14 protein-coding genes are annotated in these 18,104 nt (G+C 71.4%); 7 read left to right on the forward strand and 7 right to left on the reverse strand.

Annotated features, from left to right (window positions below):
* Window positions 1–53: 53 nt before the first annotated feature.
* From AB0M63_RS20130 to AB0M63_RS20140, 3 genes are read left to right on the forward strand one after another with little or no spacing between them, the layout of a single operon-like run.
* A complete protein-coding gene (locus AB0M63_RS20130) occupies window positions 54–1,049 on the forward strand; it encodes an iron ABC transporter permease (RefSeq protein WP_366020397.1) in 996 nt (331 codons plus the stop codon).
* Window positions 1,046–2,128 (forward strand): iron chelate uptake ABC transporter family permease subunit, encoded by a 1,083-nt coding sequence (locus AB0M63_RS20135; protein ID WP_355904121.1) that lies wholly within the window; start codon window positions 1,046–1,048, stop codon window positions 2,126–2,128. The genes AB0M63_RS20130 and AB0M63_RS20135 overlap by 4 nt, the downstream gene beginning before the upstream one ends.
* Before the next feature lie 4 nt (window positions 2,129–2,132).
* Complete coding sequence (locus AB0M63_RS20140; RefSeq protein WP_366020295.1) at window positions 2,133–3,020, forward strand: ABC transporter ATP-binding protein; 888 nt, start codon at window positions 2,133–2,135, stop codon at window positions 3,018–3,020.
* A 39-nt stretch (window positions 3,021–3,059) separates the two neighbouring features.
* Here the strand turns inward: AB0M63_RS20140 and AB0M63_RS20145 are convergent, their stop codons facing one another.
* Entirely contained in the window at window positions 3,060–4,013 is a 954-nt protein-coding gene (locus tag AB0M63_RS20145; RefSeq protein WP_355904115.1) for a methionyl-tRNA formyltransferase, read from the reverse strand.
* Between the two features lie 83 nt (window positions 4,014–4,096).
* Here AB0M63_RS20145 and AB0M63_RS20150 point away from each other — a divergent pair, with 83 nt between their 5' ends.
* Complete coding sequence (locus AB0M63_RS20150; RefSeq protein WP_366020297.1) at window positions 4,097–5,422, forward strand: lysine N(6)-hydroxylase/L-ornithine N(5)-oxygenase family protein; 1,326 nt, start codon at window positions 4,097–4,099, stop codon at window positions 5,420–5,422.
* A gap of 104 nt (window positions 5,423–5,526) precedes the next feature.
* Here the strand turns inward: AB0M63_RS20150 and AB0M63_RS20155 are convergent, their stop codons facing one another.
* The 4 genes from AB0M63_RS20155 to AB0M63_RS20170 all read right to left on the reverse strand — a co-directional run bounded on the left by AB0M63_RS20155 (window position 5,527) and on the right by AB0M63_RS20170 (window position 12,306).
* Window positions 5,527–6,177: an isochorismatase family protein gene (locus tag AB0M63_RS20155; protein WP_355904109.1), complete on the reverse strand. Its 651-nt coding sequence runs from the start codon at window positions 6,175–6,177 to the stop codon at window positions 5,527–5,529.
* Window positions 6,164–7,660: an amidohydrolase gene (locus AB0M63_RS20160; protein ID WP_366020299.1), complete on the reverse strand. Its 1,497-nt coding sequence runs from the start codon at window positions 7,658–7,660 to the stop codon at window positions 6,164–6,166. The genes AB0M63_RS20155 and AB0M63_RS20160 overlap by 14 nt, the downstream gene beginning before the upstream one ends.
* A gap of 150 nt (window positions 7,661–7,810) precedes the next feature.
* On the reverse strand, window positions 7,811–10,288 hold the full coding sequence (locus AB0M63_RS20165) for a glycoside hydrolase family 3 N-terminal domain-containing protein (RefSeq protein ID WP_366020301.1): 2,478 nt from the start codon (window positions 10,286–10,288) through the stop codon (window positions 7,811–7,813).
* Between the two features lie 254 nt (window positions 10,289–10,542).
* Window positions 10,543–12,306, reverse strand: coding sequence for an RICIN domain-containing protein (locus AB0M63_RS20170; RefSeq protein ID WP_366020302.1), 1,764 nt, complete (start codon window positions 12,304–12,306; stop codon window positions 10,543–10,545).
* 429 nt (window positions 12,307–12,735) lie between these two features.
* On the opposite strand from AB0M63_RS20170, the gene galU reads away from it, so the two are divergent.
* The gene (galU, locus tag AB0M63_RS20175) at window positions 12,736–13,689 is read left to right on the forward strand and encodes a UTP--glucose-1-phosphate uridylyltransferase GalU (RefSeq protein ID WP_366020303.1); all 954 of its coding nucleotides are present in this window, start codon (window positions 12,736–12,738) and stop codon (window positions 13,687–13,689) included.
* A gap of 68 nt (window positions 13,690–13,757) precedes the next feature.
* Here galU and AB0M63_RS20180 read toward each other — a convergent pair whose 3' ends face one another.
* Window positions 13,758–14,195 (reverse strand): DUF4442 domain-containing protein, encoded by a 438-nt coding sequence (locus AB0M63_RS20180; RefSeq protein WP_355904481.1) that lies wholly within the window; start codon window positions 14,193–14,195, stop codon window positions 13,758–13,760.
* Window positions 14,196–14,360: 165 nt separating this feature from the next.
* On the opposite strand from AB0M63_RS20180, the gene AB0M63_RS20185 reads away from it, so the two are divergent.
* Together AB0M63_RS20185 and AB0M63_RS20190 are read left to right on the forward strand one after the other, a co-directional pair.
* The gene (locus AB0M63_RS20185; protein ID WP_355904094.1) at window positions 14,361–15,377 is read left to right on the forward strand and encodes a hypothetical protein; all 1,017 of its coding nucleotides are present in this window, start codon (window positions 14,361–14,363) and stop codon (window positions 15,375–15,377) included.
* A gap of 74 nt (window positions 15,378–15,451) precedes the next feature.
* On the forward strand, window positions 15,452–16,747 hold the full coding sequence (locus tag AB0M63_RS20190) for an MFS transporter (RefSeq protein ID WP_355904091.1): 1,296 nt from the start codon (window positions 15,452–15,454) through the stop codon (window positions 16,745–16,747).
* A 503-nt stretch (window positions 16,748–17,250) separates the two neighbouring features.
* Here AB0M63_RS20190 and AB0M63_RS20195 read toward each other — a convergent pair.
* Complete coding sequence (locus AB0M63_RS20195) at window positions 17,251–18,096, reverse strand: fused MFS/spermidine synthase (protein WP_355904478.1); 846 nt, start codon at window positions 18,094–18,096, stop codon at window positions 17,251–17,253.
* Window positions 18,097–18,104: the final 8 nt, after the last annotated feature.

Here is an 18,104-nt window from a genome sequence, read left to right on the forward strand (position 1 = left end):
GAAGACGACATGGAGACCGGCACGTGGCTTCAGGCAGAAGGCTTCGCACCACGATGCTGGTGACCCTGGTCGTCGCCCTCCTCGTCCTGCTCTCCCTGCTGTCCGTCGCGCTGGGCGCGCTCAGCGTCCCGCTCGACCAGGTCGTGCGCTCGGTCCTCGGCCATCCGCCCAGCCGGCTCGTCGACAACATCGTCTGGTCGGTGCGCGTGCCCCGCACCCTGCTCGGACTGACGACGGGCGCCGCGCTCGGTCTGTCCGGTGCGCTGATGCAGGCCCTGACCCGTAATCCGCTCGCCGACCCGGGCATCCTCGGGGTGAGCGCGGGGGCGTCCTTCGCGATCGTCCTGGCGGTCGGGGTGCTCGGCGCCACCTCGCTGTACGGCTATGTGTGGTTCGCGTTCGGCGGGGCGCTGATCGCGAGTGTCGTGGTCTTCTTCCTGGGGCGGCTGGGCCGGCCCGGGGCCACCCCGGTCAAGCTGGCGCTCGCCGGGGTCGCCGTCACCTCGCTGCTCCAGTCGTTCACCAGCGCCATCGTGCTCACCGACCAGGACGCGCTGGACCGCTACCGCTTCTGGTCGGCCGGCACCCTCGCCGACCAGGACTCCGGCGATCTGGTGCGCATCCTGCCCTTCCTCGCCGTCGGTGCCGTACTGGCCCTGTCCTGCGCGCCCGCCCTCAACAGCATGGCCCTCGGCGACGACGTGGCCGCGTCCCTGGGGCGGCGGCTGGGTCTGGTACGGCTCCAGGGGGTCACCGCGGTCGTGCTGCTGACCGGCGCGTCCGTCGCCGTCATCGGTCCCGTGGTCTTCCTCGGTCTGGTCGTCCCGCACATCGCCCGGGTCCTCGCGCAATACGCCGGGATCGGCCCCGACCACCGGTGGCTGCTGCCGCTGTCCGCCGCGCTCGCGCCCGTGCTGCTGCTGTCCGCCGACATCCTGGGCCGGATGGTGGACCGCCCGACCGAGATCCAGGCCGGTGTCCTCGTCGCCTTCCTCGGCGGCCCGTTCTTCATCGTCCTGGTCCGCCGCCGGAAGCTCGCGGAGGTATGAGCGTGCCCTCACCCACAGTCGCTCCCCCGCGTGCCGCTCTCGGCGACCGGCCGTTCCGGCTGACCGTCCCCCCGGTGTCCGGCATACTGCGTCCGCGCCTGCTGCTCACCGGAGTTGGCGTCACCGTCGGCGCCTTCCTGCTGTTCTGCTGGGGCCTGACCATCGGCGACTATCCCGTGGCGTTCACCGACGTCATCAGGGCGCTGTGGGGTTCGGGCGACGCGGGCACGGTCATCGTCGTGCAGGACCTGCGGCTGCCGCGCGCCCTGGTCGGGCTGCTGGTCGGGATCGCGTTCGGGGTCTCCGGGGCGGTGTTCCAGACGATGACCCGCAATCCGCTGGCCAGCCCCGACATGATCGGGCTCACCGAAGGTGCCGGAACGGCCGTGGTGGCGGCGGTGGTTCTGGGCTGGACCGGCGGACTCGGGCTGTCCACACTGGGGTTGCTCGGCGCGCTGGTGACCGCGCTGCTCGTGTACGCGCTGGCGTGGAAGGGCGGCGCCACCGGGTACCGGATCATCCTCGTCGGCATCGGGGTGTCCTGGATCTGCTCCAGTGCCACCAACTTCCTTGTGGCGCGCGGCAATCGCTTCGAGGCGGAGGCGGCCCTCGGCTGGCTGGTCGGCAACCTCAACGGCCGGACCTGGGGCCAGGTGGACTCGCTGGCCATCGCCCTGGCCGTACTCCTGCCGGTCACGCTGGGCATGGGCCGCTGGATGCGCACCCTGATGCTCGGCGACGACGTGGCCGCCGGGCTCGGCACACCCGTCCAACTCGTCCGGCTGGCACTGCTGTTGGCCGGGGTGGGCCTGGTCGCGTTCGGTACGGCGGCGGCCGGTCCGGTGGCGTTCGTGGCCCTGGCCTGTCCGCAGATCGCCCAGCGGCTGGCGGGCACCGCCTCGCCGCCCCCGCTCGTCTCCGGTCTCACCGGCGCGTTCGTCGTCCTCGGGTCCGATCTCCTCGCCCGCGAGGCGATCCCCGGGACGGAACTGCCGGTCGGTATCGTCACCGGCGCCCTGGGCGCGCCGGTCCTGCTGTGGCTGCTCATCCGCGTCAACCGCGCGGGCTCTGGAGGCTGATCGCATGTCGACCCCTGACCCGCGCGCCCCGCGGACGTCCGAATCACCCGCCACTGGGCCCGAGTTGTGCGCACGTGATCTTCATCTCGCCTACGACGGACGGCCCGTGGTCGAGAACCTCGACCTGACCGTGCCGACCGGCCGGATCACGGCCATCGTCGGAGCCAACGCCTGCGGGAAATCAACCCTGTTGCGGGCCCTCGCCCGGCTACTGGCCCCGCGCCAGGGCGTGGTGGAGCTGGACGGCGTAGCACTCCGCTCCGTGCCGACCCGTGAACTCGCCCGCAAACTCGGCATCTTGCCGCAGACGCCGGTGGCACCGGAGGGGCTGACCGTCCTCGACCTGGTGGGCCGGGGCCGTTCCCCGCACCAGACCTGGTGGCGGCAGTGGTCCGCGGCCGACGAGGAGGCCGTGCACGCGGCCCTGGAGGCGACCAGCCTCACCGATCTCGCCGAGCGCGCGGTCGACGAGCTCTCCGGCGGCCAGCGGCAGCGCGCCTGGATCGCCATGGCGGTCGCCCAGGGCACCCCCGTCCTGCTGCTCGACGAGCCGACGACCTATCTCGACCTCGCCCACCAGATCGACGTACTCGACCTGATCACGGACCTCAACCGGCGCGAGGGCCGCACGGTGGTCATGGTGCTGCACGACCTCAACCAGGCCTGCCGGTACGCCGATCACGTCATCGCCATGAAGGCCGGCCGTATCGTCGCCGAGGGTGCGCCCGCCGACGTGGTGACCGAGGAGACCGTCGAGGACGTCTTCGACCTGCGCTGCCGGATCACGCCCGACCCGGTCAGCGGCACACCGTTGGTGATCCCGCTGGGGCGGCACCACCACGACGGTGACACCCGGTCCGAGAAGTCCGGGGACACCGTCACCGCCCGCTGAAAGGCCCCCGCCGACGAACGGCGGGGGCCACGGTGTCCCTCAGGGCCGGGACGTCAAGTAGCCGCCCATCGTGCGGAAGTAGTCGCCGGCCGCGTACTCGGTGCCGTCGTCCGTGCGCACCCTGCGCACCAACAGCCCCCGGCCGCGCCCGGTATGGGCCTCGGGGCCGGCCACGACGACCACGCCGTCGCCCTCGCGGATGAAGATCCGGCCCGGGGTGCCGCCGTAGCGCCCCTCGGAGACGGCCGCGGAGACGATCCTGAGCCGCTCACCGCGGTGGAAGGCGTACGCGTTCGGGTACGGGTCCGACTGGGCGCGCACAAGCCGCTCCAGACGTTCCGCGGGCCAACTCCAGTCGATCCGGCTGTCCTCGGCCGATCGCTTGTGGAAGAAGCTGGCGCGGGCGCGGTCCTGTGGCACCCACTGTCCGACGTCGCGACCACTGGCGATCAGGTCGAGCGACTCGCGCACGATCGGCGCGATGAGGTCGACGGTCCGGTGGAACAGGTCGGTCGCCGTGTCGGTCGGTCCGACCGGTACCGAGCGCTGGATCAGGACGTCGCCGGCGTCGAGTTCGCCGTTCATCCGGTGCGCGGTGACACCGACACGCGGCTCGTCGTTCAGGAGCGCCCAGATGATAGGGGAGAACCCGGCGTACGACGGCAGCAGCGAGTCGTGCACATTGAGCGTGCCGTGCGGGGGGAGGTCGAACAGCTCCGGCGGCAGCCAGGTCCGCCAGTTGTTGGCGACGATGATGTCCGGGCGCGCTTCCCTTACGGCGTCGAGGAGTTCGGCGTCGTCGGGGCGGTTGCGCAGCAGGACGGGGACGTCGTTCTTCTCGGCGAGTTCGGCGACGTTGTCGTCCCAGATCTTCTCGTAGGCGTGTTCGCTCTTCGGATGGGTGACGACGAGAACCACCTCGTGGTCGGAGTCCAGCAGCGCCTGAAGCGTGCGGTGACCCCAGGTCTGGTAGCCGAGCATGACGACCCGCATGACGGTCCTTCCCTTCAACGACTCATTGCAAGGTAAGCCTTACCTTATCTAGCATTGGGCTGCCTGAGGGAGGCGATGCCACGGTGAAGTCACCGCTCATGGATTCCGAAGTCGTCCACGACATACTCGGAATCGGTTTCGGTCCGTCAAATCTCGCACTGTCCATAGCGGTTGAGGAGCACAACAGGGGCCTTCCGGCAGACCGTCGTCTCAACGCACTGTTCCTTGAACGCCAGCCGCGCTTCGGCTGGCACCGGGGCATGCTGATCGACGACGCCACGATGCAGGTGTCGTTCCTCAAAGACCTGGTCACACTGCGGAATCCGACCAGCGACTACAGCTTCCTCTGCTTCCTGCGCGAGCAGGGCAGACTGATCGACTTCCTGAACCAGAAGACCCTGTTCCCGCTGCGCGTGGAGTTCCACGAGTACTTCGAGTGGGCCGCCGAGCGGGTCTCCCACCTGGTCTCCTACGGCAGTGAGGTCATCGCCGTCGACCCGGTGCGCGGCGACGACGGCCAGATCGCCTTCTTCGACGTCACCAGCCGGGGCCCCGCGGGTTCGGGTGAGCTGGTGACCCGGCGGGCCCGCAACATCAGCGTCGCGATGGGTCTGGAGCCGCATGTGCCGCCGGGGCTCGAACTGGCCGAACGGGTCTGGCACAACAGCGAGTTGATACCCCGCGCGGCCGGGCTGGCGGACACGGGCACGCCCGTACGGCGGGCCGTCGTGCTCGGCGCCGGCCAGAGCGCGGCGGAAGCGGTGGACTATCTGCACCGCACCTTCCCGGACGCCGAGGTGTGCTCGGTGTTCGCCAAATACGGCTACACCCCGGCCGACGACAGCCCGTTCGCGAACCGCATCTTCGATCCGGAGGCGGTCGACGTCTACTTCTCGGCCCCCTCCGAGGTGAAGCAGTCCCTCCTCGACTACCACCGGTCCACCAACTACTCCGTGGTCGACATGGAGTTGATCGAGGCCCTGTACGCCACCGCGTACCGCGAGAAGGTGGCCGGACGGGAGCGGCTGCGCTTCCTGAACGTCTCGCGGGTCCGTGCCGTCGACCCGGGCGCGGACGGCGGCCTCGACGTGGCCGTGGAGTTCCTGCCCACCGGAGAGAAGCAGGTGCTGTCCGCCGACGTACTGGTCCTCGCCACCGGTTACCGCCCCAGGGACCTGAGTTCGCTGCTCGGAGAGGCGGCCAAACTCTGCCTCAGGGACGACGGCGACGAGATCCGCGTGGGCCGCGACCACCGCGTCGAAACGGCCCCGGAGGTCACCGCCGGCCTCTACCTCCAGGGCGGCACGGAACACACCCACGGCCTGACCAGCACCCTGCTGTCGACCGTGGCGGTGCGCGCGGAGGAGATCCACCGCTCGGTACAGGCGGGGAGGGTCACCGCCGGCTGACATCGCCGGCGCCCTTGTCTCCCCGGGCCCGGAGGGTACGGTCCCTTCCGGGCTCGGGGGCTGTTCTGCGCGGTGAGAGCGATGGCGTCCAACTCCTCGTCGGATCACCGGCGTTGCGACACCCGCTCCCCGAACACATCCACCACCCCCCGCGCCGTCCGCACCGCCCCGCACGTCGCCGCGATCCAGTCCACGGCCATGAGGTGATCCTCGTGCGCCCGGTCTGCCACCGCGTCCGCGACGACGAAGGGCTCCATGTCCTGCATCCAGGCGTCGGCCGCGGTCAGGAGGACCTGGGTGCGGGCGAAGACGCCTACGATCACGGGCTGATCGCGTCCCAACTCCGCGAGGCGGCGGCGGAGTCGGGTTCCGGCGAAGGCGCTGAAGCGCTTCGCGACCAGGACGCTGTCGCCGACCTGGGGGCGGATCGCGTCGACGATGTCACGGGAGTCCTCGCCGCCGGGGAGGCGCGGGTGTCCGAAGCTGGTCTCGCGTCCGTCCGGTTCCCGCTCGGCGGTCTTGAGGGTGTACAGGACGGGGATGTCCGCCGCGCGCGCCGACTCCGCCAACCGGCCCACTCCCGCCAGGAGTTCACCGACCGGCGCGGAGGACTCCCGGAGGACGTGCAGGAAGTGGTTCTGGACGTTCAGGACCACCAGCGCCGCGCGGCAGGGGTCGATGGACCAGCCCGTACGGTCCGGGGGCAGCGCGGCGGGGCCCGGCATGAGATACGGAACCGGCTCAGTAAGGCCCATGCGTCCAGCGGCCGTTCGTCATCGTGGCGTGCACGGGCATCGTCCGCAGGGTGTCCGCATCGGCGTCCAGGGGGTCGACGTCCACGACCACCAGGTCGGCCGGGTCCCCGACCCTGACGAGTCGGCGTCCGCGTGCCGCCGCGACCAACGCGTCCGGGACGGCGAGGCGTTGCTCCGGATGCCAGGCGGGGCGTTCGTCGTCGGTGCGGCTGACGGCGGCCGCGACGGCGAGCCAGGGGTCGAGCGGCGAGACCGGGGCGTCCGAGCCGAACTCCAGGCGGGCCCCGGCGGCGAGCAGGTCGGCGTAGGCGAAAGCGCGGTCGGTACGTCCGGCCCAGTGCCGGTCCGCCACATCGCGGTCGTCCGTCGCATGCCGCGGCTGCACTCCCGCCACCACTCCCAACTGGGCGAATCTCGGCAGGTCTTGGGGACTCAGCAACTGCGCGTGCTCGATCCGGCCGCGACAGCGCACCGCCTCGAAGGCGTCCAGGGCGACGGTGTTGGCGTGGTCACCGATGGCGTGCACGGCGGGTTCGATACCGTGCGCGGCGGCGTGCCGCATGAGCCGCACCAGCTCGTCGGGGGACGTCTGCTCGATGCCGTGGGCGCCGTCCGTGTGCTCAAGTCCCGGGTAGGGGTCGTGGCACAGGGCGGTCCGGGTGTTGAGGGATCCGTCCGTGAAGAGCTTCAACGGGCCAACCCGGACCAGGGCCCCGCGCGCGCCGACCTCGTCGCCGGTACGCAGCCCGCGCTTGACCGCCGTATCCAAGTGGCTCGGATAGACCGCCGCCGACACCCTTACGGCGGGCCGGAATTGGGCCGAGCGGCGTTCCCAGTCGCCGACCGTGTCGCCGAACTGGAAGTCGATGACACCGGTGACCCCGCGCGCGGCGGCGGCCCGGCAGGCGTCCTCGATCCAGCCGTCGAGCACCTCGGTCGGGGTGGCGGGGAGGGCGGAGAGGACTTCGTGGGCCTCGTGCTCCCTGATCAAGCCGGTGGGGTGGTCGCCCTTGCCGACGAGCGCCAGGCAGGCGGAGTTGAACCACGCGGCATGCAGATCGGCGCTGACCAGGGCGATGGGTCGATCCGGCGACACGGCGTCCAGCAGTTCCTTGTGCGGGGCGTCGGGCCACAGGCCGTCGCGGAACCCGTAGCCGTAGAGCACCGTTCCGTCGCCGGGTGCCCCGGCGCGGTCCCGGACGAGGTCGGCCACGGCCCGCGCGGAGGTGGTTCCGGCCAGGTCCAGGCGGTGCCGGGCGCTCGCCCATTCCGCGAGGTGGACGTGGGCGTCCCACAGGCCGGGCAACAGCACCCGCCCGTCGAGATCGAGGACCTGCTCACCACCGGCCCCCGCCTCCGTATCCGGAACGACGTGGGTGATCACGCCGTTCGCCACCCGAAGCCGGACGAGCGGCCCACCGGCGCCGAGCCGCACCCGGGCGAGGGTCAGCTCGGGCGCCGGGGCGCTTGCGTCGTCTGCCATATGAGCCTCCATTGCCCCAGAGTGGGAGTGCCGGGGCAAGGGAATGCCGAGCGCACCCCATCGCCGCCTCCCAGATGAACTTAGGGTTACCTTACCTCGCCGACCGGCAAGGGCAGACGGGTAATTGGGAGGTCGGTGAGGGGCGCCCTGTCACCTCTTCACGTCGGCACTCGTCCGCAGCCGCAGATCGCCCGAGGACGCCCCGACCCAGACCGACCGCCGCCCGGTCCCGAGCACCCACGCGTGCCGCCGCACGTCCCACGACGACAGTGTGCGGGCGGCGACCCGCACGGTGACCCGCCGCCGCTCCCCGGCCCGCAGCGCGAGGCGCCGGTATCCGCCCAACACCCGTACCGCCTGGTCGAGTTGCAGGTCCGGTGAGCGCCCGACGTACACCTGCGGCACGGCCACACCATCCCGTCGCCCGGTGTTGCGGACCGTGAAGGTCACGTCCAGGCCGTGGCCGTTCCACCGCGCGGACGCGTCCTCGTAGGAGAAGGAGGTGTACGACAGGCCGTGACCGAAGGGGTAGAGCGGGCGCACGCCCTCCGCGTCGTACCAGCGGTAGCCGACGTGGATGCCCTCCGAGTACTCCTCGGTGCCGTTCACTCCGGGGTAGCGGAGCGGGTCCCCGGCGACCGGGTGGTGCTCGTCGTCGACCGGGAAGGACTGGGTGAGCCGACCGCCGGGGTCGCAGTCGCCGAACAGCACGGCGGCCGTGGCGGCGGCGCCCTCCTGGCCCGGGTAGTACATCTGGAGCACGGCACCTGCGCCGGCCAGCCACGGCATCGACGTCGAGGACGAGGTGTTGAGGACGACGGTGGTGCGCGGGTTCGCCGCCGTGACCGAGTCGATCAACTCGGCCTGGTTTCCCGGGAGTCCGAGGGTGGTGCGGTCGAGGCCCTCGGTGGCGTCCTCGTAGGCGAACAGGACGACACTGCGTGCGGCGCGGGCCGTGGTGACGGCGTCGGCGACGTCCTGCGCGCGGGTCGCGCCGGTGATGCGCCGCAGCCGGAACAGCAGTCCGGCGTCGCCGCCCGCCGCGTTGATCTTCAGGGTGTGGGCGCCCTTGGCGAGGGTGAGCGTCTTGCGGCGGACGGAGAGGCCGTCGGGGTCGACCGAGACCAGGCCGCCCGAGAAGTACTCGCCGTATCCGGCGGCGAGCGGGAAGAGTTCGGTGCCGTCGAGGAGGACCGTGGGGCGGGCGGTTGCGGCGGAGTCGAAGTGGAGCACGAAGGTCCACTCGTCGTTCTCGGCGACGGCGAGCGAGCCGTCGTACTCCCAGGTCTTCCCGGCCTCCACCCGTTGCCCCTCGCTGTCGAAGGCGGGGGTGAGCGCGGACGCGGGGATCGCCTTGCCGAAGAGGTCCTCGCCGAGGGTGTACGTCACTTGGGCACCGGAGCCGGCCCGCGCCCTGATCGCGTCGAGTGGGCTGTCCGCGTGGTCCGGCACGACATGGGCGCTGCCGCCGCCGCTGACGAAGGGCAGGGTGCCGGTGGGGCCGATCACCGCGACGGAGCCGCCGGTCAGCGGGAGGGTGCGGTGTTCGTTGCGGAGCAGGGTCGCGCCCGCCTTGGCAACCTCCAGGGCGACGGCGGCACCGGCCTTCGCGTCGCGGGCGGGACGCGGCGGCACGCTGCCGTCGAGGAGTCCGAACCGGTCCATGACACCGAGGATCCGGCGCACCGCGCGGTCGACGTACCGCTCGGGCACGCTGCCGTTCTGCACGGCGGTCTTGAGCGGCGCACCGAAGTAGGTCCCGTCCGGCATCTCCATGTCGAGCCCGGCCGTGATCGCGGCGACCGTGCTGTGGGCAGCGAACCAGTCGGTCATCACCCACCCCTCGAAGCCCCATTGGCCGCGCAGGACGTCGGTGAGGAGGGTCTTGTTCTCGCAGGCGAAGGTGCCGTTGACCTTGTTGTACGCACCCATCACCGCGCCGGCGCCGGCGTCGATCGCCGCTTCGAATCCGCGCAACTCGATCTCGTGCATGGTCTGTTCGTCGACCCGCACGTCGATGGAGTCGCGGTCCTTCTCCTGGTTGTTCATCGCGAAGTGCTTGACGGTCGCGATGAGTCCCTCGCCCTGGATGCCCTCGATCTCGGCGGCGACCAGGTCGCCGGCGAGCAGCGGGTCCTCGCTGAGGGTCTCGAAGTTGCGGCCCGCGTACGGGGTGCGGATGAGGTTGACCATCGGGGACAGCAGGACGTCCTGGCCCAGCGCGCGGCCCTCGCGGCCGACCACCCGGCCGTAGCGGCGGGCGAGTTCGGGGTCGAAGGCGGAGGCGAGCAGGACGGGTGCCGGGAGGGCGGTGGCGTGGGCGGTGACGCGGACGCCGGCGGGTCCGTCGGTGAGTCTGAGCGGCGGGATCTTCAGGCGGGGGACGCCGGGGATGTATCCGGCCTGGCCGAGCGAGTCCGGGTCGGTGGCGCCGTGCAGGAGGGAGATCTTCTCGTCGAGGGTGAGCCTGGCCAGGAGTTCTTCGACGCGGGGGCCGGCCCCCGCGTCGGGTCTTGCCTGGGCGAACGCGTGCGACGGGGCGGCGAACTGGGCGGTGGCCGCGGTGGCGACCGCGATGGCGCCGCCCAGCAGACGCAGGGCGGATCGCCGGGACACGGTGTCGGTCATGAGCCGTCACTCCTTCGGTGTGCGGGCACGACGTCGTGGACCGCAGGTGCGCCTCGGTGCCCCGGTCCGCGTTCGGTAACTGAACGCACCACGCGTCCACTCCGATGTGACGTCCCCTCAGGCACCACTGGCGCGGCGGGAAAACTATGACCGTCACTGACTCGTGTCAACGATCCGAACAGAAATCGGCAGCGAGTCGACAAGAACCGAAGGGTGAGCGAAGTGGGGCCACCCGGCGGGGTGGCCCCAGCGGTTCAGCGCAGGGCCGGGACGAGACCGGTGACGGTGTTCACCACAGCCGTCACGGCCGTCACCACCGGCTGGACTGCGTCGGCGGCCTCGGCGACCGGGGCGGCAGGCTCGGGTTCGGGCGCGGGATCGCCGCAGCAGGCGACCTGGGCGGCGCGCGGCGTGTACTGCGGCTCCTCGCTCTGCTGCGGAGGGTCCGCGGAAGGCGGCGGCGCCACGTCACTCCCGGGCGCGCCCTCGGGCGGCGCGGACTCCGTCGGTCTGCCGCTTCCCGGTACGCCGTTCCCTCCCCCGGCCTCCCCCTTTCCGGCCGGCGTACTCTGCTCCGCCCGTCCGTCGGTGGTGGCCTCCAGCGCCCACCGCTGCCCGGCGGACCCGTCCCGGTCCTTCACCACGATCCGCGCCCCGGCCTTTCCGTTCACCGGCGTGACGGTCAGGCCCTGGCTCCAGCGGAGGAGGAGTTCGCCGCGGACCGTCAGGTCGTAGTGCACCTCGCCCGCGTGCACCAGACAGCCGGCCAGGGTGACCGTGCCCGCGGTGGTGTCGGAGTCGAGGCAGAGTCCGGGGTCGGCGAGGCTGCGCAGCAGGCCGTCCTGGTCGTACGACCACTGCTGGGACCCGGCGGACGAGCAGCCCGCCAGGGCGACGGCGGCACCGGCCTGGAGACGCCCGCCCGGAATGTCGAGGCACAGGCCGGAGGCGAGGCTGCGCAGGACACCCTGCTGGACGACTCCCGCGACGGCGCCGGCGGTCGAGGCGGAGCCGTCGGACGAGGGTGCGGCGACGGGGCTCGGGCGGGTCGAACTGCTGCTGGGCGCGCCCCAGGTGGCCTGCGGATCGGGTGTCCCGCCGCCCTCGGTCCAGCCCTTGGTGGCGAGCACGGTCGCGAGCAGGGCGAGGGAGGTCAGACCGACGCCCACGAGCGCGGCCTTGGGGTGCCTGCGCGGAAAGGCGAGGGGCCCGTCCGGCGTGGGGCGGTGGCGGCCCATCGGGCGACGGGCGCGGCGGGCGGAGGTCCCGGGCAGCGCGCGGCCGGGCCGTGAGTCGAGATAGCGGCGGGCTCCCCAGCCGAGGACGGTTTCGGCGAGCAGCACTTCGAGGCCGCCGTCGAAATGACTCAGTTGTTCCGCCGCGAATCGGCAGTAGCGGCATGTCATGAGATGCCGTTGCACATCGGGCAACAGACTCCCGCCGCGGCGGATGGGGACATCGAGGAGCCGGTTGTAGTGACGGCATTCCGGGGTCGGCGCGAGTTCCCGGTGGGCGCGCACGCAGCCCGCCCTGAATTGTTCACGTGCCTGCTCCAGCGCGGCGCTCGCGGTGGCTTCTTCCACGCCCAGCAGACCGGCTGGTACGGATATGGGTTCGGCCTCGACCTCGATGTGCCACAGCAGGCATTGGGAGGCGCCGGACAGGGCCCCGAAAGCGCGCTCGGCGAGCTTCCGCCTTTCGGAGGTCCCGGGCCTCGCCGCGCGCAGTCCTCGACCGCCGGTGGGTTTACGAAGTTCCGGCAGCAGCGCGGAAATTCGCTCCTCGGCGGCCCACTTCTTCACCATCTCCCGCACCGCCACGAGGAGTTGGGGCCGCAGCGCACCGCCTGTCGCCCTGCCCCCCAGCACCTGATGGAAGGCGGCGGTCGCCACCATGGACGCCGAACTCTCGGCGGAGGCAAGGCAGATGACCGCATATTCACTTGTCGACTGCCAGTGGCGCGCGAGGAGCAGGGCGACGGCGCGGGAGCCCGCCGCCTTGTCGTCCAGTTGAGCCACCAGATTGCGGTCCGACTCCCCCGGGCTGGATCCGGGGCGAGGCGGGAACGGTGGGCGTGGGGGGTACGGGGATTGCACGGAACCATTTCCTTCCAAGCCGCACGACGGCGCACGGAATGCCCGTCCATCGGAAAGCAGGTACTTGATTGGTGCGTACCTATGAGGCGTCAGAAGCGTCAGAATCATCTCTGACCATTGCCTTCTCACAGCCGGCCTCATGAGGTGGCTCACACTCGCACAAGCTGTTGACAGGAAACAAGGAGTTCGGATGACCGATGTTCAAAAAGCTTCGAATTCAGATTGGTTACCGGCGGTATCCACAGGGGTCTCCACGAAATCTCCAACTCCCCCACGAACTAAGGGAGGCGCACAGGGAACTCCGAAGTTTCTCCCGGGGTGCTCAAATCACCGTGCGACACCATGATCCGCATGACCGCCCCCCACTCTTCAGCCACCCCCGCACCCGCTCCCGCCCCCACGGTCCGCAAGGCGGTCGTGCCCGCCGCCGGACTCGGCACGCGGTTCCTGCCCGCGACGAAGGCGACACCGAAGGAGATGCTCCCGGTCGTCGACAAGCCCGCGATCCAGTACGTCGTCGAGGAGGCCGCGGCGGCCGGGCTCGACGACATCCTGATGGTCACCGGCCGGCACAAGCGGGCCATCGAGGACCACTTCGACCACGCCTTCGAACTGGAACAGGCCCTCGCGGCCAAGGGCGACACCGTGCGCCTGGACGCCGTACGCGACCCCGCGCGCCTCGCCGACATCCACCACATCCGCCAGGGCGACCCGCTCGGCCTCGGCCACGCGGTGCTGTGCGCCCGCCACCACGTCGGCGACCAGCCCTTCGCCGTCCTCCTCGGCGACGACCTGATCGACCCCCGCGAGACCCTGCTCAGCCGGATGCTGGAGGTCCGCGAGCGGTACGCCGGCAGCGTGGTCGCCCTCATGGAAGTACCCGCGGAACAGGTCCACCTGTACGGCTGCGCGGCCGTCGAGCCGACCGCCGAGGACGGTGTCGTACGGGTCACCGGCCTGGTCGAGAAGCCGTCCCGCGAGGACGCGCCGAGCCGCTACGCCGTCATCGGCCGCTATGTCCTGGACCCCGCGATCTTCCCCACCCTGGAGCGCACCCCGCCCGGCCGCGGCGGCGAGATCCAACTGACCGACGCCCTCCAGGAGTTGGCCGCCGACGGCACGGTGCACGGGGTCGTCTTCGACGGCCTGCGCTACGACACCGGCGACAAGGCCGACTATCTGCGCACGGTGGTCCGCCTGGCCTGCGACCGCCCCGACCTCGGGCCCGAATTCACCGCGTGGCTCAAGGAGTTCGTGGCGGGACTGGAGAGCGGCGCGAGCGAGCGCGGACGGATCGCGGCCTGAACTCCCCACGCACGGGGCCCGGTCGCGCCGTACGCGCCGACCGGGCCCCCGCATCGAGGCTTCGAAGCTCAGCCGTTCGGCCTCAGCGTCCAGGTGACCGTCATCTCGCCCGTGACGGCGCCGTCCGCGCGCTGGATGGCGACGGCGACCGGGAACTCGGGGCGCTCGCCCGCGTCGAGTTCGGCGACGACATCGGCGGCGGGGCGGCCGAGGGTCGCGGTGGCCCGGACCGGGCCGAGGGCGATCTTCCTGAACGCGATCTCGGCGTTGACCGGGAGCGGCACGGCCCGCGCGAGCTGGTCGCCGAAGGCGGCGAGGACGACCGCGCCGCTGGCGGACTCGCCGAGGGTGAACATGGCGCCGGCATGCGGCCCACCGACGTGGTTGCGGTACTCGTCCTGGTCCGGCAGGGCCACCACGGCCCGCTCCGGACTGGTCTCCAGGTACTCCAGGTTCAGGGTCCGAACCATCGGCACCGTGGCGGCGAGCAACTCGCCTATGGACATCTGGTCTGCGCTCATGAGCGGAATGTTACCCACGGGTAGCCAAGTCTGGCCAGATGTGTGCGGCCGCACACACCTTCCGCTCACCGGGTCGGCCACAGAGTTGGTACGACCCTGACAAGGGGCGGTGACCCAACCGTGTCCCGCGCCGCACTAGGGTTACTGCCCATGTGGCCAGGACAGCAGCCGCCCGGGGGCGAGCAGAACCCGCAGAACAACCCGTACCAGCAGCCGGGGTACCAGCAGCCGAATCCGTATCAGCAGCCCGGCTTTCAGCAGCCCAACCCCTATGGGCAGCAACCGCAGTGGGGCGCTCCGGGCCCCGCGGGCGGACCCCAGCCGCCGCAGGGCGGGGGTGGCGGAAACCGGACCAAGCTGGTCGCGATCATCGCCGCCACGGCCGTCGTCGTGGCCGCCGGTGTGACCGGATTCCTGGTCCTGGGCGGCAACAAGGACGACACGGCGGACGGCGGCAAGGACAAGTCGAGCCAGTCGCCGTCGGCGTCCGCCGACCCGAGTGCCTCCTCCTCGGGTTCGGACGACAACCCGCGCGGCGACGAGACCGAGACGCCGACGATCGCGGGCTGGAAGGTCGTCGTCAACCAGAAGTACGGCACCGCCTTCGACGTCCCCGCCGACTGGGAGGTCGGCAAGCCGGGCACCTTCACCTTCTTCGAGGACGAGCAGAAGGGCGACGGCTCCCCGTACATCGGCTTCTCGGCACCCGCCTATCTGAAGCAGGACTGGTGCACGTCCGACGACAACAAGGACGGCACCGAGGAGACCTCCTCGCTGGCGTCCAGCGGCACCAAGGGCGAGGACGGCGCGAAGGACACCGCGAGCACGGCCCGCGGTGACGCGGCGGCGTTCGCGTTCGGCGGGTACACGGACCAGAAGGACTCGTCCAAGAAGTACCTGAAGATCGGCGCGGCGAAGCCGTACACGACGAAGTCGGGCATCACGGGCAGCGTCGCCAGCTCCTACACGACCGGCGTGCCGAAGTCCGGCAAGTGCTCCACCGACGGCAAGGCGACCACGTTCGCCTTCAAGAACTCGGCGGGCGATTTCGTCTCCTGGACCCTCTACGGCGCGAAGGGCGTCAGCGAGGAGATCCCCGACGCGACGGTGCAGAAGATCCTCAACACCGTGCGGCTGCACGGCGACCCGACGGGCAGCACGAGCTGACGACGTGACCGTTTGGCCGGATTCTGGCGGCAAACTGTTTGGCGGGGTCCGGCCCGGGCGGGGATAGTCGGCCGGTGAACGTCACCGCCATACCCCGCAGCTCACGCCGACCCGACTGGGCGGGCCGCAACTACACCCTGCTGACCGCCGCCGCGGTGGCGACCGGCCTCGGCGGGAACGGCGCGCTGATCGCCGGCGCGTTCGCGGTGCTGGAGGCGGGCGGCGACAGCGGTGACGTGGGGCTGGTGGCCGCCTCGCGCACGCTGCCGCTGGTGCTGTTCCTGCTGATCGGCGGTGCGATCTCGGACCGGGTGCCGCGCCACCGTGTGATGGTCGCGGCCAACGCCCTGAGCTGTGTGTCGCAGGCGACCTTCGCGGTGCTCGTCCTCACCGGCGAACCCAGGCTGTGGCAGATGATGCTGCTGACCGCGCTCGGCGGCACCGGGCAGGCGTTCTTCGGCCCGGCGGCCGAGGGCATGCTGATGTCCACGGTGCGCGGGGAGCAGGCGGGCCGGGCGTTCGCCGTGTTCCGGATGGCGATGCAGGGGGCGTCCCTGGGCGGCGCGGCCCTCGGCGGTGCGCTGGTCGCGGCGGTCGGCCCCGGCTGGGTGCTCGCGGTCGACGCGGCGGCGTTCGCGGTCGCCGGGGCACTGCGCTCCTTCCTCGACGTCAGCCACATCCCGCCGCGCGCGCCGGGCGGCGGGATGGTCGCCGATCTCCGGGACGGCTGGCGGGAGTTCATCGGCCGCCCCTGGCTGTGGTCGATCGTCGTCGCCTTCTCCATCGCCAACGCGGTCGTCGGCGCGGCGGACGCGGTCTACGGCCCGCTCGTGGCCCGGGACAGCCTCGGCGGCGCGGGTCCCTGGGGCCTGGCCCTGGCCGCGTTCGGCGCGGGCACGGTGGCCGGCGCCCTCCTGATGACCCGCTGGAAACCCCGCCGCCTGCTCCTCGCGGGCACCCTCGGCGTCTTCCCCCTGGCCCTCCCGTCCGCAGCGCTCGCGATACCCGTACCGATCGGCGTCCTCTTCGTGGTGATGTTCGTCGCGGGCGCCACGGTGGAGGTCTTCGGGGTGAGCTGGATGACCGCGCTCCACCAGGAGATCCCCGAGGACAAACTCTCCCGCATCTCCGCCTACGATTGGTTCGGCTCGATCGCCCTGATGCCCGTCGCCGCAGCGGCGGCCGGCCCCACCGAGTCCGCCTTCGGCCGCACGGCGGCCCTGTGGGGCTGCGCGGCCCTGGTCACCCTGGTCACGGCGGCGGTGCTGTGCGTACCTGAGGTGCGGAACCTGAGGCGGCGCACGGGGGTGATGCCGGAGGCGGCGAATGACTCGGCTGATGCTGAACGTCCCGTAAGGGAGCCGGGGTGAAGGGGCCCCGCGCCGCCGATGAACTGCCCAGGTGGGAGCGCCTGTTCAAGCGTCCCGGGCCGCGAATGGGCTCCGCCTTCCCGAAGGCACCGCAGGAGAGCCGGAGCGAAGGGGGCACACGCGGCCGACGAACTCTCCAGCGCGAGCGCCCGTTCAAACACCTCGAACCGCGAGTGGCTCGGCCGATCCCGAACGCCCCATAGGAGAGCCAGGGAGAACAGGGCACGCCCGCCCACGAACTCCCCCGGCACGAGCGCCCGTTCAAACACCCCGCACCACGAGTCGACTCAACCCCGAACGCCCGCAGGAGAGCCAGGATGAACAGGGCACGCCCGCCCACGAACTTCCCAGGCGCGAGCCCCCGTTCAAGCGCCCCGCGCTGCGAATCGGCCCAACCGATCCCGAACGAACCCCGTAGCGGAGCCAGGGTGAACAGGCCACACACAGCCGTTCAACTCCCCAGGCACGAGCGCCCGTTCAAGCACCCCGCACCGCGAATCGACTCAACCGATCCCGAACGCACCGTCCGGAGGCTCAGGTGACGGCACCGCATCCTCGTCGCGGACAGGTCGCGCGTCGCCGATGAACTGCCGTAGCGCGAGGCCGTGTTCGAGTCGTGCCGGGAAGGCGTCCGATGCGACGAGGCGGGTCAGGGCGGCGGTGTCGACCGGGTGGTGTGCGGCGACGAGCATCGCGTTGCCGAAGCGGCGTCCGCGCAGCACACCCGGCTCCGCGATGAGCGCCAGCTCCTCGAACACCGTGCCAAAGGTGGCGAGTTGGGCCCGCAGGAACGCGAAGGGCGCTGCGTCCGCGAGATTGGCGAGGTAGACGCCGTCGGCGCGCAGCACACGCTCGGCCTCACCGGCGTACGTCACGGAGGTCAGGTGCGCCGGGACCCGCGAGCCACCGAAGACATCGGCGACGATCACGTCCGCCGAACTGTCCGGCGCCGCTTCCAGCCAGGCGCGGGCGTCGGCGCCGTGGACGGTGACACCGGCGCCGTCGGGCAGTGGCAGATGCTCGGTGACCAGATCCAGCAGGCCCCGGTCGGCCTCGACGACGTCCTGCCGCGAACCGGGCCGGGTCGCCGTCAGATAGCGGGGCAGCGTGAGTGCTCCGCCGCCCAGGTGCAGCACGTCCAGCGGGCGCCCCGGTTCCGCGAGGGTGTCCAGCACATGCCCGAGCCGCCGCGCGTACTCGAACTCCAGATGCGTCGGCTCGTCCAGGTCCACGTACGACTGCGGCGCCCCGTCGACGGTCAGCAGCCAGGCCCGCGCCCGGTCCACGTCGGGCATGAGTTTGGCGGTCCCGTGATCTACGTCCCGGGTCACGGGTATCGGCTCGTCCACGGGTGTCG

Source organism: Streptomyces sp. NPDC051576, assembly GCF_040681835.1.
GTDB lineage: Bacteria > Actinomycetota > Actinomycetes > Streptomycetales > Streptomycetaceae > Streptomyces.

Coding starts and splice junctions, on each gene's coding strand:
- AB0M63_RS20160 (WP_366020299.1), bottom strand. CDS start 7,660: ATGGCAGACGACGCAAGCGCCCCGGCGCCCGAGCTGACCCTCGCCCGG.
- AB0M63_RS20180 (WP_355904481.1), bottom strand. CDS start 14,195: ATGTCCATAGGCGAGTTGCTCGCCGCCACGGTGCCGATGGTTCGGACC.
- AB0M63_RS20185 (WP_355904094.1), top strand. CDS start 14,361: ATGTGGCCAGGACAGCAGCCGCCCGGGGGCGAGCAGAACCCGCAGAAC.
- AB0M63_RS20140 (WP_366020295.1), top strand. CDS start 2,133: ATGTCGACCCCTGACCCGCGCGCCCCGCGGACGTCCGAATCACCCGCC.
- galU (WP_366020303.1), top strand. CDS start 12,736: ATGACCGCCCCCCACTCTTCAGCCACCCCCGCACCCGCTCCCGCCCCC.
- AB0M63_RS20130 (WP_366020397.1), top strand. CDS start 54: ATGCTGGTGACCCTGGTCGTCGCCCTCCTCGTCCTGCTCTCCCTGCTG.
- AB0M63_RS20155 (WP_355904109.1), bottom strand. CDS start 6,177: ATGGGCCTTACTGAGCCGGTTCCGTATCTCATGCCGGGCCCCGCCGCG.
- AB0M63_RS20135 (WP_355904121.1), top strand. CDS start 1,046: ATGAGCGTGCCCTCACCCACAGTCGCTCCCCCGCGTGCCGCTCTCGGC.
- AB0M63_RS20145 (WP_355904115.1), bottom strand. CDS start 4,013: ATGCGGGTCGTCATGCTCGGCTACCAGACCTGGGGTCACCGCACGCTT.
- AB0M63_RS20165 (WP_366020301.1), bottom strand. CDS start 10,288: ATGACCGACACCGTGTCCCGGCGATCCGCCCTGCGTCTGCTGGGCGGC.